General features: G+C 70.0%; 12 protein-coding genes. 11 read left to right on the top strand and 1 reads right to left on the bottom strand.

The features are described 5' to 3' along the window. The first annotated feature begins 76 nt into the window (after positions 1–76). The 11 genes from ACWGSM_RS09370 to ACWGSM_RS09420 all read left to right on the top strand — a co-directional run bounded on the left by ACWGSM_RS09370 (position 77) and on the right by ACWGSM_RS09420 (position 13,684). Positions 77–1,096, top strand: a complete 1,020-nt coding sequence (locus ACWGSM_RS09370; protein ID WP_452322646.1) for a LacI family DNA-binding transcriptional regulator — start codon at positions 77–79, stop codon at positions 1,094–1,096. Beyond that, positions 1,093–2,634, top strand: a complete 1,542-nt coding sequence (locus ACWGSM_RS09375; protein ID WP_452322647.1) for a sugar ABC transporter ATP-binding protein — start codon at positions 1,093–1,095, stop codon at positions 2,632–2,634. Before ACWGSM_RS09370 ends, ACWGSM_RS09375 begins: the two co-directional genes overlap by 4 nt. A 202-nt stretch (positions 2,635–2,836) precedes the next feature. Continuing rightward, positions 2,837–3,838 (top strand): substrate-binding domain-containing protein, encoded by a 1,002-nt coding sequence (locus tag ACWGSM_RS09380; protein WP_452322648.1) that lies wholly within the window; start codon positions 2,837–2,839, stop codon positions 3,836–3,838. A gap of 64 nt (positions 3,839–3,902) precedes the next feature. Continuing rightward, positions 3,903–5,510, top strand: a complete 1,608-nt coding sequence (locus tag ACWGSM_RS09385; RefSeq protein ID WP_452322649.1) for a sugar ABC transporter ATP-binding protein — start codon at positions 3,903–3,905, stop codon at positions 5,508–5,510. Beyond that, positions 5,507–6,577 carry an ABC transporter permease gene (locus ACWGSM_RS09390; protein ID WP_452322650.1) on the top strand — a complete coding sequence of 357 codons (1,071 nt, stop codon included), beginning with the start codon at positions 5,507–5,509 and terminating at the stop codon, positions 6,575–6,577. The genes ACWGSM_RS09385 and ACWGSM_RS09390 overlap by 4 nt, the downstream gene beginning before the upstream one ends. Beyond that, on the top strand, positions 6,574–7,611 hold the full coding sequence (locus ACWGSM_RS09395) for an ABC transporter permease (protein WP_452322651.1): 1,038 nt from the start codon (positions 6,574–6,576) through the stop codon (positions 7,609–7,611). Before ACWGSM_RS09390 ends, ACWGSM_RS09395 begins: the two co-directional genes overlap by 4 nt. 164 nt (positions 7,612–7,775) lie before the next feature. Continuing rightward, positions 7,776–8,777 carry a LacI family DNA-binding transcriptional regulator gene (locus ACWGSM_RS09400; RefSeq protein ID WP_452322652.1) on the top strand — a complete coding sequence of 334 codons (1,002 nt, stop codon included), beginning with the start codon at positions 7,776–7,778 and terminating at the stop codon, positions 8,775–8,777. A 99-nt stretch (positions 8,778–8,876) separates the two neighbouring features. Further along, entirely contained in the window at positions 8,877–9,608 is a 732-nt protein-coding gene (locus ACWGSM_RS09405) for an L-ribulose-5-phosphate 4-epimerase (RefSeq protein WP_452322653.1), read from the top strand. Then, positions 9,605–11,173 (top strand): xylulokinase, encoded by a 1,569-nt coding sequence (locus tag ACWGSM_RS09410; protein WP_452322654.1) that lies wholly within the window; start codon positions 9,605–9,607, stop codon positions 11,171–11,173. The genes ACWGSM_RS09405 and ACWGSM_RS09410 overlap by 4 nt, the downstream gene beginning before the upstream one ends. Before the next feature lie 64 nt (positions 11,174–11,237). After that, positions 11,238–12,761 carry an L-arabinose isomerase gene (gene araA, locus ACWGSM_RS09415; RefSeq protein ID WP_452322655.1) on the top strand — a complete coding sequence of 508 codons (1,524 nt, stop codon included), beginning with the start codon at positions 11,238–11,240 and terminating at the stop codon, positions 12,759–12,761. Beyond that, on the top strand, positions 12,761–13,684 hold the full coding sequence (locus ACWGSM_RS09420) for an aldose 1-epimerase family protein (protein ID WP_452322656.1): 924 nt from the start codon (positions 12,761–12,763) through the stop codon (positions 13,682–13,684). The genes araA and ACWGSM_RS09420 overlap by 1 nt, the downstream gene beginning before the upstream one ends. Positions 13,685–13,718: 34 nt before the next feature. Here ACWGSM_RS09420 and xylB read toward each other — a convergent pair whose 3' ends face one another. Continuing rightward, positions 13,719–15,116, bottom strand: coding sequence for a xylulokinase (xylB, locus tag ACWGSM_RS09425; RefSeq protein ID WP_452322657.1), 1,398 nt, complete (start codon positions 15,114–15,116; stop codon positions 13,719–13,721). Positions 15,117–15,240: the final 124 nt, after the last annotated feature.

Below are 15,240 nucleotides of genomic sequence, written 5' to 3' on the forward strand. Positions count from 1 at the left end.
CCGCGCGCTGCGGTCCATTGCGAGGGCCATGCTGTGCTCGGTAACATTTCGGAAGGCAAGCCGACGGAGGAGACGCATGGCCAACGTCGGCTCCGACAAACCGAACATCAGGCAGGTCGCATCGATCGCCGGTGTCTCGCACATGACGGTCTCGCGGGTGCTCAACGACTACCCGAACATCAAGCCCGAGACTCGTCGCCGCGTGCTCGAGGCGATCGAAGAGCTCGACTACCGGCCGAACCTGGTCGCCCGTGCGCTGGCCACGCAGCGCAGCCAGCGCATCGGGGTGATCGTCGAGAGCCCCGTGGCGCACGGCCCCACCAGCATCCTGAGAGCGGTCGAGCTGGCGGCGCGCCAGGCGGGGTACTCGGTCACGCCCATAGCCCTGTACGAGGGCGACGCGATGACACCTCATGACGCGGTCGACAGCCTGACCACTCAGGGCGTCGACGCCATCTGCGTCGTCGCGCCGAGGTCGTCGTCGGTGGCGGCGCTGCGGCGGGTCACGATGAGCGTGCCGATGCTCGTGGTCAAGGCCGACCCCGACCCGACCTTCCTGACGGTCTCGATCGATCAGCACGCCGGAACCACGCTCGTCGTCGATCACCTCGTCTCCCTCGGCCACCGCGACATCCTGCACATCTCGGGTCCCCTCGACTGGCTCGACGCCAGGGCGCGAGAGCGGGCCTTCCACACCAGGGCGAAGTCGTGGGGCATCCGGGAGCGCCCGATCGTGGTCGGCGACTGGAGCGCCGACTTCGCGTACGACTTCGCGATGGGACTGCAGCGCCTGCCCGAGGCGACAGCCATCTTCGCCGCCAACGACGACACCGCGATCGGGCTCATCCACGGGCTGCATGATCGAGGATTCGACGTGCCCGGCGACATCAGCATCGTCGGGTTCGACGATGTGCCGCTCGCGCGGCACTTCCTGCCCCCGCTCACGACCGTGCGGCAGGATTTCCAGGCCCTGGGAGGGGCCGTCGTTGAGATGCTGCGCGCAGCGATCGAGCAGCGCGAGCTGCCGCCGTTCACGCGCATCCCGACCGAGCTCGTGGTGCGCGATTCGACCGCCAAGCCGCGGGAGTCGCGATGAGCGATCGGGCCGTGGCTCCCGTGATCGAGCTGCGTGGGATCACGGTCGAGCTGCCGGGGGTGCGGGCGCTGGACGCGGTCGACTTCCGTCTCTTCCCCGGCGAGGTGCACGCGGTGATGGGCGAGAACGGCGCAGGAAAGTCGACACTCATCGGCGTGATCACCGGAACTCGCCGTCCCACGTCGGGCATGGTCGTCGTCGACGGTGAGGAGCGCTCGTTCACCGGCGTCGGGGACAGCAGGGCGGCCGGCATCGCGACCGTCTTCCAGGACATGCATCTCAGCCCCAACCTCACCGTCACCGAGGCGGTGATGCTCGGGCGCGAGCGCCGCGGCCGGTTCGGCATCGATTGGCGACGCAACAGGGCGGATGCCGCCCAGGCCCTGGCTCGGCTCGGCGTCGACGACCTCGACCCCCGCACCCCGCTCGCCTTCCTCTCGCCCGCCCAGAAGCAGCTCGTCGCGCTCGCGCGCTCGGTGGTGGACGAGCCGCGTGTGCTCGTGCTCGATGAGCCGACCTCGAGTCTCGAAAGTGCCGAGGTGGCGGCGCTCATGCGAGTGATCCGCGGATTGCGCGATCGGGGCGTCGCGATCCTGTTCGTGTCGCACTTCCTCGAGCAGGCCTTTGCCATCAGCGACCGGATGACGGTGCTGCGGGGTGGTCGCAAGGTCGCCGAGAGCCACACCCGTGAGCTCGAGCGCGCTGAGCTCATCTCGCAGATGCTGGGCAGGGATCTGGAGGGGCTGCGCACCCTGAGCTCGGAGCGGAAGGCCCATCACTATGTGTCAGAGGGAGAGCCGGCCTTCCGCGCTGACGCTCTCGGGCGAAGAGGCGAGCTGCATCCGACGGACATCGAGGTGCATCGAGGCGAGATCGTCGGGTTCGCGGGCCTTCGCGGCGCCGGGCGCACCGAGCTCGGCGCGCTCATGTCGGGCGCACTGCGCTCAGACTCGGGCGAGCTCTGGGCTGACGGAGAGCGCGTGCGACTGCACAGTCCGTCGGCAGCTCTTCGCCGTCGCATCGCCACCTCGAGTGAGAGCCGCCGCACGGACGGCATCGTCGCCGGGCTCACCGCTCGAGAGAACATGCTGCTGTCGCTGCAGGCGCTGCGCGGCTGGACCCGGCCCATCCCCCAGACGGAACAGCGGATGCTGCTGGAGATCTACACCGACGTGCTGGATCTCAGGGCTGCCGATCTCGCCCGTCCCATCGAGCAGCTGTCCGGCGGAACCCAGCAGAAGGTGCTGCTCGCTCGAGCGCTGGCCGTGCGTCCGCACGTGCTCATCCTCGACGAGCCGACGCGCGGCATCGACATCGCCGCGAAACTCCAGATCCAGCGCAGCATCAGCGTGCTGGCCGGGCAGGGGGTGGCCGTGGTCTTCATCTCCTCCGAACTTCAGGAGGTCGTGCGACTCAGCGATCGAATCGTCGTCCTGAAGGATCGCGAGAAGATCGGCGAGCTCAGCAACGGCCCCGGAGTCACCGTCGACACGATCGTGGAGATGATCGCAGCAGAGTCCGGCGCCGACGCCGACTGAGAACGCCGGCGCTGCCGAAGGGCGGCCGAGGCGGGGCGTCGAGCGCCTCTCGGCCGAGTCCCGAACGTTATCTGAACGTGCTTGTGTTACGCAGAATGTTCCCGGTAACATCCAGGCACAGGACGCTCTGCATCCTGCAATCACCCGAGGGCCGCACGGCCCGACCGCCGGGCAGCGCCCCGGTCTCTCAAGGAGGAGAACTATGTCTGCAAAGAAGCACATCCGCGCGGTGCTCGGCTTCGCGGCCGTCGGCGCGCTCGCGCTCGGTCTCACCGCCTGCGGCGGCGGCGACGACAAGGCATCATCCGACGCAGGTGCGTCGGGCGACCTCGTCTCCGTCGGCTTCGTCGCTGTCGGCCCCGAGGGCGGCTGGCGTCAGGCGAACGAGCAGAACATTAAGGACACGTTCACCGAGGAGGCCGGTTACAAGCTCAGCTACGCACCCGCCGCCAACCTCGACCAGAAGTCGCAGATCGACAGCTTCACCGCATTCGTCGACCAGGGCGTCGACGTGATCCTACTCTCGGCCACCGAGGCCACCGGCTGGGAGGACTCCCTGAAGCTCGCGCAGGAGGCCGAGATCCCCGTCATCCTGCTCGATCGCGGCATCGAGCCCGAAGACGACAGCCTCTACGTCACCCGCATCGCTCCCGACAACGTCGAGGTCGCGAAGGAGGTCGGCGAGTGGGCGGCTTCGGCCTTCCCCGACGGCGGCAACTACGTCGTGCTCGAGGGGCCGGCCGGTGTCGGTGTCGTCAACGAGCGCAACGAGGGCTTCGAAGCGGGCCTCGGCGACTCCACGCTGAACAAGGTCGACGCGCAGACCGCCAACTGGTCGACCGAAGAGGGCAAGAGCGTGCTCGAGACGATGCTCAAGGCCAACGGCAACGACATCCAGTTCGTCTTCGCGCAGAACGACGAGATGGGCCTCGGCGCGGCTCAGGCCGCCGAGGAGGCGGGCCTCGTCGTCGGTCAGGACATCAAGATCGCCACGATCGACGGCACCAAGAACGCCATCCAGGCGCTCGCCGACGGCAAGCTCAGCTACGTGCACGAGTACAACCCGCTCTTCGGTGAGACGGCTCTGGAGGTCGTGAAGAAGGCGCTCGACGGTGAGGACGTGGACTCGTACATCATCGTTCCCAGCGAGGCGTTCGACTCGGCAGACGCGGCCAAGGCCGTGCTCGCCGACCGCAAGTACTGATCGGAAGGCCGGGTGGCGCGCAGCGCGCCACCCGGCATCCGTCATCACAGACTGAGAGACAGCGATGACCGAAGAACTGCCCATCGTGCAGATGCGCGGGATATCGATCGAGTTCCCGGGCGTGAAGGCCCTGGACGATGTCGAGTTCCGGCTCTTCCCCGGCGAGGTGCACGCCCTCATGGGCGAGAACGGCGCCGGCAAGTCGACCCTCATCAAGGCGCTCACGGGCGTCTACCGGATCGACTCCGGCTCGATCGTGGTCACAGGCCTCGAGCGGAAGTTCAGCGGCACGGGCGACGCGCAGAGCGCGGGGATCTCGACGGTCTACCAGGAGGTGAACCTGGCGCCCAATCTCAGCATCGGTGAGAACGTCATGCTGGGCCACGAGATCCGAGGTCCGTTCGGAGTCGACTGGCGCGCGACGCATCGAGCCGCCACCGAAGCGCTCGGGCGGCTCGGCCTCGCGCACCTCGACACCAACAAGCCCCTCTCCACCCTCTCGATCGCCGTGCAGCAGCTCGTCGCCATCAGCCGTGCGATGGCTGTGAAGGCCAAGGTGCTCATCCTCGACGAGCCGACCTCCAGCCTCGACGCGGCCGAGGTCGAGGGCCTGTTCACCGTGATTCGCACGCTGCGCGACCAGGGCGTCGCGATCCTCTTCGTGTCGCACTTCCTCGACCAGATCTACGCCATCAGCGACCGGCTCACCGTGCTGCGCAACGGACGGTACGAGGGCGAGTACCTGACCCGCGACCTGAACCGCCATGCGCTGATCTCGAAGATGATCGGCAAGGACCTCGACGCGCTCACCTCACTCGGCGGGAACCGGCGCACCGACCCGCGCGATCCCGATGAGGAGCCGCTGCTCTCGGCATCCGGAATCGCCCGCCGCGGCTCCGTCGAGCCCACCGATCTCGACATCCGCCCGGGCGAGGTGGTCGGCTTCGCCGGCCTGCTCGGCTCGGGCCGCACCGAGCTCGCCCGCCTGCTCTACGGTGCCGACCGTGTCGACGAGGGCGCGATCCGGCTGCGCGGTCGCGACGTCGAACTGCGCTCGCCCGCCGACGGACTCGCCGCCCGCATCGCGTTCTCGACCGAGAACCGGCGCGATGAGGGCATCATCGGCGACCTCACCGTGCGCGAGAACATCATCCTCGCGGTGCAGGCCGAGCGCGGCTGGGCGCGGCCGCTGCCGCGCAAGGAGCAGGATGCCCTCGTCGAGAAGTACATCGCCGAGCTGAACGTGCGTCCCGCCGACCCGAACCGCATGATCAAGAACCTCTCCGGCGGCAACCAGCAGAAGGTGCTGCTCGGGCGGTGGCTCGCGACCAAGCCCGAGCTGCTCATCCTCGATGAGCCCACCCGCGGAATCGACGTGGGCGCGAAGGCCGAGATCCAGGAGGCCGTCGCCGCTCTCGCGGAGGACGGCGTCGCCGTGGTGTTCGTCTCGTCGGAGCTGGAGGAGGTCGTCCGCCTCTCCGAGCGGATCGTGGTGCTGAAGGACCACGAGAAGATCGGCGAGATCCAGAACGGGCCCGAGGTGAACGCCCAGCAGATCGTCGACGTGATCGCCGCGCACGGGACGGATGCCGCAGCTGCCACACTCGACGAGGCCGAGGGCGCCGTGCCCGATACCATCCCCGCATCGACCGCAGAGGAGGGGGCGCGATGAAGAACGCGACCACCGTCTGGCGAGACCTGATCCACAAACCGTTCTTCTGGGGCATCATCGCGATCGTCGCGCTGCTGCTGCTGAACGTGCTGAAGGACCCCGGCTACCTCGCCCTGTCCGTCAACCCGAACAACGGGCACCTCGTGGGGAACGTCATCGACATCCTTCGCCAGGCCGCACCGATCATGATGATCGCGATCGGCATGTCGCTTGTGATCGCGACGGCGGGCATCGACCTGTCGGTCGGCTCGCTCATGGCGGTCGCCGGAGCCGTGTCGATGGAGTTCCTGCGCAGCACCGACGGCACCTCCCCGGGATCCGCGCTCGCCGCCGTCGGCCTGTCGCTGGCGATCACCGCGCTGCTGGGTGCCGTGAACGGCGTGCTCGTCGCCTACGTCGGGCTGCAGCCGTTCATCGCCACACTCGTGCTGATGCTCGCCGGGCGCGGAATCGCGAAGGTCATCACCGGCGGCCAGAACACCGCGGCCAGCAACGACACCTACCGCTGGATCGCGAACGGCTACGTCATCGGAATCCCCGTCGTCTTCCTGCTCGCATCGGCGATCGTGATCGCCGTCGCCTGGGTGGTGCGTCGTAGCGCGCTCGGCCTGATGATAGAGGCGATCGGCATCAACCCCAGGGCGAGCCGCATGGCCGGCATCAAGCCGAAGGGCCTGCTGCTGACCGCGTACATCCTCAGCGGCGTGCTCGCAGGCATCGCCGGAGTGATGTCGGTGGGCAGCGTGATGACCGTCGACATCTCCCGCACCGGCTATCAGCTCGAGCTCGACGCCATCCTCGCCGTCGTCATCGGCGGTGCGTCCCTGATGGGCGGGAAGTTCTCGCTCTCCGGAGCGTTCGTCGGGGCGCTGCTGATCGCGACCCTCGACAAGACGGTGCTCTTCCTCGGGGTCTCGTCGTCGGCGACCCCCGCGTTCAAGGCGACGGTGATCATCGTCATCTGCCTGCTGCAGTCCGAGCGCGTGCGCGCGTGGTTCCGGCGCCGTCGCTCGTCGGCGCCCACCCCGAGCGCCGAGACGAACGAGATGAAGGAGGTGGCGGCATGACCACCATGACCGCGACACCCGCAGCTCCCGCCCGCGCGAGCCTCGCCGCGCGCGCGGGCCGCACGATCACCGCGAATCCGTCGATCCTGCCGACGATCGCCTCGGTCGTCATCTTCGTCGCGATGATCGTCTATGGCGAGATCGCATACGGGCGCATCGTGCAGGCGAGCACCCTGTCGAACCTGCTCATCAACAACGCGCACCTGATCGTGCTGGCCGTCGCGCTCACGTTCGTCATCCTGACCGGGGGCATCGACCTGTCGGTCGGGTCGATCATCGCGTTCTCGTCGGTCGCCGGCGTCATGCTCGCGGGTGCCGGCTGGCCTCCGCTGCTCGTGGTGGTGGCGATGATCGCCATGGGCTCGGTCTTCGGGCTGTGCTCGGGGCTGCTCATCCGGTACTTCAACGTGCAGCCGTTCATCGCCACGCTCGCGATGATGTTCCTCGGTCGGGGCCTGGCGTCGCTGCTGAGCACGAAGCCGCAGCGTCTCGCCGAGGACTCGCCCATCCGCTGGATCGGCGAGAAGATCAAGGTGATCGACGGCCCGAAGGTCAACGACCTCACCATCACGCCCGCCGTGATCGTCGCGGTCGTCGTGGTCGCGGCCGCGTTCTTCGTACTGCATCGCACGCGAACAGGTCGCACGGTGTACGCCATCGGCGGGTCGGAGAGCTCTGCTCTGCTGATGGGTCTGCCCGTGCACCGCAGCAAGGTGCTGGTCTACGTCATCAGCGGTACGCTCGCGGGCGTCGCCGCGGTGCTCTACACGGCGCGCCTCGGCACAGCCCAGAACATCACCGGCATCGGGTGGGAGCTCGACGCGATCGCCGCAGCGGTCATCGGCGGCACCGTGCTCACCGGCGCCTACGGCTACGTGCTCGGCTCGGTGGTCGGCGCGCTCGTGCTGGGACTCATGACCGTGCTGATCACCCGTGACGGCGGCATTCCGCCCGAGATGACCACGATCATCACCGGCGGCATCCTGCTGGTCTTCGTGCTGCTGCAGCGCGCGGTGATCCGCAAGAAGGAGTGAGGATCTGAGCCGCGAGGGCCGCCCTCTGGGCCGGATGCCGGCGCAACGGACGGATGTCGGCAGAATCCGGAGATCCGCGCCGGCATCCGTCCGCCGTGCCGACATCCGTGCGGGGGAGGGCACAGCCACGGCGCTGTGACGGGTCACACCGTAGACTCAGCGCCGTGGATGAGCCTGTCACGCCGAAGCGCCCGGCCGGCGTGCGCGACGTCGCCGCTCGTGCGGGCGTCTCACGGCAGACGGTGTCGCGGGTGCTCAACGAGCATCCGGAGGTCGCCGCCGAGACGCGCGAGCGCGTGCTCGCCGCGATGGCCGAGCTCGGCTACCGCGTCAACAACGCGGCCAGGGCGCTGGGCACCAGACGTTCGCGCACCCTCGGCGTGCTCGCATCCGACGCGCTGCAGTACGGCCCGTCGCGCAGCCTGGCGGCCATCGAGTCCCGAGCGCGCGGGGCCGGGTACTGGGTCAGCGCTGCCTTCGCGGATGCCGGAGACGCCGACGCCGTCGTCGCCGCGGTGCAGCACCTCGTCTCGCAGGGGGTCGAGGGCATCGTCGTGGTCGCTCCGCACGCGCACACGCTGGATGCGCTGGATGCCCTGCGGATCGGCGTGCCGATCGTGACGCTGCACTCCTCGGGGCGGGGCACGCGCGGGCTCTCGGTCGACCAGGCTGCCGGCGCTCGGCTAGCCGTCGCGGAGCTCGCCGACGCGGGCCACACGCGCATCGCGCACCTGGCCGGTCCTGCGGACTGGCTCGAAGCCGAGTCGCGCGCCGAGGGATACGGGCGGGAGCTCGCCGCGCGCGGCATGACGGCAGGGCCGGTGATCGTGGGGGACTGGTCCGCGGCATCCGGACACGCCGCAGCGGCGACCGTTCGAGAGCTGCGCGTCACCGCGGTGTTCAGTGCGAACGACCAGATGGCCCTCGGGCTGATCACCGGACTGCGGGAGGCCGGCCTCGACGTCCCGCAGGACGTGAGCGTGGTCGGCTTCGACGACGTGCCTGACGCCGCGCACTACTGGCCGCCCCTGACGACCATCCGGCAGGACTTCGACGAGCTGGCTCGCCGCGCCGTCGCCACGGTGATCGGCGAGGCCGCGGCGCCGCAGCATCCGGTGCAGCCCGAGCTGATCGCGCGCGCGTCGGTCGTGTCACCCCGCCGCTGACGAGTCGGCCGTGGTGCACGGTTGACCCGGCGGTGCTCACGTGTCAGACTTCTGTGACCGGTCACAGTGACCGACTCCCCGCCGATCCACGAGGTATCCGTGAGCAATGAAGCCCCCTTCACCCCCGAGGTGGAAGCCGCGATCCAGGCGGTGCGCACCGACGTCGCGCGCCTGCACGCAGAACTCGTCCGTTACGGTCTGGTCGTCTGGACGGGCGGAAACGTGTCCGGCCGCGTCCGCATCTCCGACGACGGTGGCGCCGATCTCTTCGTGATCAAGCCGAGCGGTGTCTCGTACGACGACCTGGCGCCCGAGAACATGATCCTCTGCGACCTCGACGGCAACGTCGTCCCGGGCAGTGCCGGCAGCGATCGGTCGCCCTCCAGCGACACGGCCGCGCATGCGTACGTGTACCGGCACATGCCAGAGGTGGGCGGGGTGGTGCACACCCACTCCACCTACGCGGTCGCCTGGGCCGCACGCGGCGAGGAGATCCCCTGCGTGATCACGGCGATGGCCGACGAGTTCGGCGGGCCGATCCCGGTCGGGCCGTTCGCGATCATCGGCGACGACTCCATCGGCCGCGGCATCGTCGACACCCTCACCGGTCACCGCTCGCGCGCCGTGCTGATGCAGAACCACGGTCCCTTCACGATCGGGGTCGACGCGAAGGATGCCGTGAAGGCGGCCGTGATGGTCGAGGATGTGGCGCGCACGGTGCACCATGCCCGCGAGGCGGGGCCGCTCATCCCGATCCCGCAGCACGCGATCGACGCCCTCTTCGACCGCTACCAGAACGTGTACGGCCAGAACTCGGACGCACGTCGATGAGCGCCACGGCAGACACGATCCGCTCCGGCCGTACGGCGCTCGGCATCGAGCTCGGATCGACGCGCATCAAGGCGTGCCTCATCGACGCCGACACCCACCAGGTGCTCGCCACCGGCTTCCACGACTGGGAGAACCGGTTCGAGAACCGTCTGTGGACCTACTCGCTCGACGCCGTGTGGACAGGCCTGCAGGAGGCGTATGCGGGTCTCGTCGCCGATGCGCACGACCGCTACGGCATCCGCCCCACGACGTTCGGCGCGATCGGCGTCTCGGCGATGATGCACGGCTACCTGTCGTTCGACCGCTCCGGCGAGCTGCTCGTGCCGTTCCGCACGTGGCGCAACACGAGCACCGGACCGGCCGCCGAAGAGCTGACCGAGCTGCTCGGAGTGAACATCCCGCTGCGCTGGTCGATCGCGCATCTGCGGCAGGCCCAGCTCGACGCCGAGCCGCACGTCGACGAGGTGCGCTTCTTCACCACGCTCGCCGGCTACGTGCACTGGCAGCTGACCGGTCGTCGTGTGCTCGGCGTCGGCGACGCATCCGGCATGTTCCCGGTCGACTCCGCGACCCGCGACTACGACCAGGCACTCATCGAACGGTACGACGCGCACACCGGCGGCGACCTGCGCGCCATGCTGCCCGAGGCGGTCGTCGCCGGCCGAGAGGCAGGGGCCCTGACCGCGGCGGGCTCTGCGCTGCTCGATCCGACCGGGGCGCTGCAGCCGGGCATCCCGTTCTGCCCGCCCGAAGGCGACGCGGGCACAGGCATGGTCGCGACCAACGCCGTCTCACCGCGCACGGGCAACGTCAGCGCGGGCACGAGCATCTTCGCGATGGTCGTGCTCGAGCGGCCTCTCGCCGAGGTGCACCACGAGCTCGACCTCGTGACCACCCCTGCCGGTGACGCGGTCGCCATGGTGCACTGCAACAACGGCGCGAGCGAGCTGGCGGCCTGGGTGGCCATGTTCTCCCGGTTCGCCGAGGCGTCCGGCGCTCCGCAGTCGGCGGACGCCGTCTTCGAGACGCTGTTCCGGGAAGCGCTCGGGGGCGAGCCCGACGCGGGCGGCCTGCTCGCGTACAATCACCTCGCGGGTGAGCCCATCGCGGGCACGGACGAGGGACGACCGCTGTTCGTCCGCACGCCCGACAGCCGGTTCACCCTCGCGAACGTCATGCGCGCCCAGCTGTACGGCGTGTTCGGCACGCTCGCGCTCGGCATGCAGGTGCTCGCCGGCGAGGGCGTCGCGATCGAGCGGATGTTCGCGCACGGCGGTGTCTTCCGCACCGCCGGCGTCGCGCAGCGCTTCCTCGCCGGGGCGCTGAACGCTCCTGTCGCCGTCGGCGACACGGCATCCGAGGGCGGCGCCTGGGGCATCGCGGTGCTCGCCGCATTCCTGCGCTCCGACCTTTCGCTGGGCGACCACCTCGCCGAGCGGGTCTTCGCCGACGCCGACATCCGTGTCGCCGAGCCGCTCGCCGAGGACGTCGCCGGGTACGCCGCCTACCTCGACCGCTACCGCGCCGGCATCGCCGTCGAAGCCGCCGCGGTCGCCGCGCTCTGAACCACGACCGCCCTGACACGATCAGCCTGAACCGCCCGACCGGGCCGACACGCAAGGAACACCCATGACCCGCACCCCGCTGACCACGACCCTCGACGAGTACGAGGTCTGGTTCCTCACCGGAAGCCAGCACCTCTATGGCCCCGAGACTCTCGCCCAGGTCGCCGAGCAGTCGCAGCAGATCGCGCGCACCCTCGATGAGGCGGGCGAGGTGCCCGTGAGGATCGTCTGGAAGCCGGTGCTCACCGACTCGGCATCGATCCGCCGCATCGCGCTCGAGGCGAACGCCGACGACCGCGTCATCGGCCTGGTCGCCTGGATGCACACGTTCAGCCCGGCCAAGATGTGGATCGCCGGACTCGACGCGCTGCAGAAGCCGCTCGCGCACCTGCACACGCAGGCGAACGTCGAGCTGCCGTGGGCCGACATCGACTTCGATTTCATGAACCTCAACCAGGCCGCGCACGGCGACCGCGAGTTCGGGTACATCCAGACCCGTCTCGGTGTGCCGCGCAAGACGATCGTCGGCCACGCATCCGACCCGCGCGTGCGCCATGAGCTCGCGACCTGGCAGCGCGCAGCCGCAGGCCTCGCGGCCGCCCGCTCGCTGAAGCTCGCCCGCTTCGGCGACAACATGCGCTTCGTCGCCGTCACCGAGGGCGACAAGACCGAGGCCGAGCTGCGCTTCGGTGTGCAGGTGAACACGTGGGGCGTGAACGACCTCGCGGATGCCGTGGCCGCTGCCCCTGCGGCGGACATCGACGCGCTGGTCGCGGAGTACGAGGAGCTGTACGAGGTCGCTCCTGAGCTGCGCCGCGGCGGCGACCGCCACCAGTCGCTGCGCGACGGCGCCGCCATCGAGATCGGGCTGCGCTCGTTCCTCGAGGAGGGCGGCTTCGGCGCGTTCACCACCTCGTTCGAAGACCTCGGCGACCTGAAGCAGCTGCCTGGCCTGGCGGTGCAGCGCCTGATGGCCGAGGGCTACGGGTTCGGCGCCGAAGGCGACTGGAAGACGGCCATCCTCGTGCGCGTGGCGAACGTGATGGGCGCGGGCCTGCCCGGCGGTGCCAGCCTCATGGAGGACTACACCTACGACATGACTCCCGGCGACGAGCTGATCCTCGGCGCGCACATGCTCGAGGTCTCCCCGTCGCTCACCACGACGAAGCCGACGCTCGAGATCCACCCGCTCGGCATCGGCGGCAAGGACGACCCGGTGCGCCTGGTCTTCACCGCCGACCCGGGGCCGGCCGTCGTCGTCGCGCTGAGCGACATGCGCGACCGGTTCCGCCTCACGGCGAACGTCGTCGAGAACGTCGAGCCGCGGGCGGCGCTGCCGAAGCTGCCGGTGGGACGTGCGGTGTGGAAGCCCGCGCCGGACTTCAACACCAGCGCCGCTGCGTGGCTGACCGCCGGCGCCGCGCACCACACGGTCATGTCCACCGCGGTGGGGATCGATGCGTTCCGCGACTTCGCCGAGATGGCCGAGGTCGAGCTGCTCGTCATCGACGAGTCGACGACCCTGCCCGAGTTCCAGAAGCAGGTCCGCTGGAACGCGGCTTACCACCGCCTGGCTCAGGGGCTGTGATGCTGCCGGTCTCAGGCCGTCAGCTCTCCATCGCCGGGCACGGCTACGAGGCGGTGATCGCCAGTGTCGGCGCCACCCTGCGCACGCTGACCCACGAGGGACGCGACCTGGTCGTTCCCTTCGACGTCGACGACGTGCGTCCGAACTACCGCGGTGCCACGCTGGCACCGTGGCCGAACCGGGTCGTCGACGGGCGGTACTCGTTCGGTGGTGCGCAGCACCAGCTCGCGCTCACCGAGCCGAAGCGCGGGCACGCCCTGCACGGCCTCGCGGCCTGGCTGGAGTTCACCGACCAGGTCGTCGAGCCGGACCGAGTGGTGCTGACCGCAGTGATCGAGCCGCAGCTCGGCTACCCGTTCCGAGTGCAGGTCGACGTGGAGTACCGCCTCACCACCGGCGGGCTCACCCAGGTCGTCACCGGTCGCAATCTCGGAGCGGATGCCGCCCCCTGGGGCACCGGCCCGCACCCGTACCTGGTCGCTTCCGCGCCCCTGGCCGGGGCCGTCGACGCGTGGACGCTCTCGCTGCCGGCATCCGAGGTGCTCACCGTGACCGACGACCGGCTGAGCCCGATCGCCGTCGAGTCGGTCGACCGGCATCCGCAGTGGGACTTCCGCACGCCCCGCACGATCGGCGACACGTTCATCGACCACGCCTTCACCGGCCTCGTCCGCACCGACGGGCTGACCGCGGTCGAGCTGCGCTCGGCCGACGGCAGCGGCACGGCCCTGGTCTGGGACGAGGCCTGCCCGTGGGTGCAGATCCACACCGCCGACACCCCCGCTGAAGAGACGACGCACCGGGTCGGTCTGGCGGTCGAGCCGATGACCTGCGCGCCCGACGCCTTCAACTCCGGCGCCGGTCTCGTCGCGATCGAACCGGGCGGCCGGCACGCGGCCTCCTGGACCATCCGCGCGCTCTGAACGTTCCGTCGTAGCTCGGCGTCGGCCGTGCTGGCTACGGCAGGCGAGCGGCGTACTGCGCCCGGATGCCGGGAACCGACGCGACCGGCACGGCATCCGCCCCACCGGCGCCCCATCGGGGGCGCTCACCGGTGAGGGCCCACGCGGCCTGAGCGGCCGCGCCGAGCGCCACGTACTCCTGCGGCTCGGGCACGACGACGGGAAGATCGAAGACCTGCGCGGCGATCCGCTGCACGGCCGGGCTCTGCGCGGCGCCGCCGATCAGCAGGATGCGGGTCGGCGAGACGCCCTGAGCACGGATCGCATCCAGGCCGTGGGCCAGGCCGCACAGCACACCCTCGATCACCGCGCGTGCGAGGTTCTCGCGAGTCGTGCTCGCCAGCGTCATGCCGAAGAGCGTGGCCGTGGCATCCGGACGGTTGGGGGTGCGTTCACCCTCGAACCAGGGCTGCAGCACCAGCCCGCCCGCGCCCGGCTCGGCGGCGAGAGCCAAGTCGCTGAGCGCGTGGTGGTCGACACCGAGCAGAGCCGCCGTGGCATCCATCACTCGCGCGGCGTTCAGCGTCGCGATCAGCGGCAGCCAGCCGCCCGCCGCGTCGGCGAATCCGGCCACGGTGCCGGTCGCGTCGTGCGCCGGGGTGTCGGTCACCGCGAACACGGTGCCGGAGGTGCCGATCGACACCACCGCGTCTCCGCTGCGGGCGCCGAGCCCCAGTGCGGCTCCGGCGTTGTCACCCGCCCCGGGGGCGACGATCACGCCGTCCTTCGCGGTGACGTGCTCGGTCGGTCCGAGCACCCGCGGGAGGACGATGTCGGAGGCATCGCGTCGCAGCGCGAGCGAGAGGATGTCGCGGTCGTAGCCGTCGGCGCCCCAGTAGCCGGTGCCGCTGGCATCCGAACGGTCGGTCACCAGCTCGTCGAGTCGCGGGTCGTCGGGACCGAAGCCGCGCAGCCGCCAGGTGAGCCAGTCGTGCGGCAGCGCTACCGCGGCGACGCGCGCGGCGTTGTGCGGTTCGTGGTCGGCGAGCCAGCGCAGCTTGGTGACCGTGAAGGATGCCACCGGCACGACGCCCGTGCGCATGCTGAACTGCTCAGCACCCAGCTCGGCCACGAGGTCGGCGGCGGCGTCGGCGGAGCGGGTGTCGTTCCACAGCAGCGCAGGGCGAATGACCCGCCCGTGCTCGTCGAGGGCGACCATGCCGTGCTGCTGACCGCCGACAGACCAGGCGGCGATGTCGCCCATCACGGCGCCGTGCGCGCCGGCGGCGTCGGCGAGCGCCCTCTGCAGGGCATCCCACCACGCCTCGGGATCCACCTCGGTGCCGTCGGGGTGGGAGGAGCGCCCGATGCGCACCACGCTCCCGGTCTCGGCGTCGCGGACGACGACCTTGCAGGACTGGGTCGACGAATCGACCCCCATCACGAGTGCCATCACGGCATCCTTCCGTCAGCTCCCTCGCCGAGACCCCGTGCTGTCACCGACACCCCGTCGTATCCGCGTTCGCAGGACGGGGTCTCGGCGCCAGGACGGGGTCTCGGCAATCGGGGAGAGGTCA

It is taken from the genome of Microbacterium sp. NPDC055521 (assembly GCF_053619695.1).

Coding starts and splice junctions, on each gene's coding strand:
- ACWGSM_RS09370 (WP_452322646.1), top strand. CDS start 77: ATGGCCAACGTCGGCTCCGACAAACCGAACATCAGGCAGGTCGCATCG.
- ACWGSM_RS09375 (WP_452322647.1), top strand. CDS start 1,093: ATGAGCGATCGGGCCGTGGCTCCCGTGATCGAGCTGCGTGGGATCACG.
- ACWGSM_RS09380 (WP_452322648.1), top strand. CDS start 2,837: ATGTCTGCAAAGAAGCACATCCGCGCGGTGCTCGGCTTCGCGGCCGTC.
- ACWGSM_RS09385 (WP_452322649.1), top strand. CDS start 3,903: ATGACCGAAGAACTGCCCATCGTGCAGATGCGCGGGATATCGATCGAG.
- ACWGSM_RS09390 (WP_452322650.1), top strand. CDS start 5,507: ATGAAGAACGCGACCACCGTCTGGCGAGACCTGATCCACAAACCGTTC.
- ACWGSM_RS09395 (WP_452322651.1), top strand. CDS start 6,574: ATGACCACCATGACCGCGACACCCGCAGCTCCCGCCCGCGCGAGCCTC.
- ACWGSM_RS09410 (WP_452322654.1), top strand. CDS start 9,605: ATGAGCGCCACGGCAGACACGATCCGCTCCGGCCGTACGGCGCTCGGC.
- araA (WP_452322655.1), top strand. CDS start 11,238: ATGACCCGCACCCCGCTGACCACGACCCTCGACGAGTACGAGGTCTGG.
- ACWGSM_RS09420 (WP_452322656.1), top strand. CDS start 12,761: ATGCTGCCGGTCTCAGGCCGTCAGCTCTCCATCGCCGGGCACGGCTAC.
- xylB (WP_452322657.1), bottom strand. CDS start 15,116: ATGGCACTCGTGATGGGGGTCGATTCGTCGACCCAGTCCTGCAAGGTC.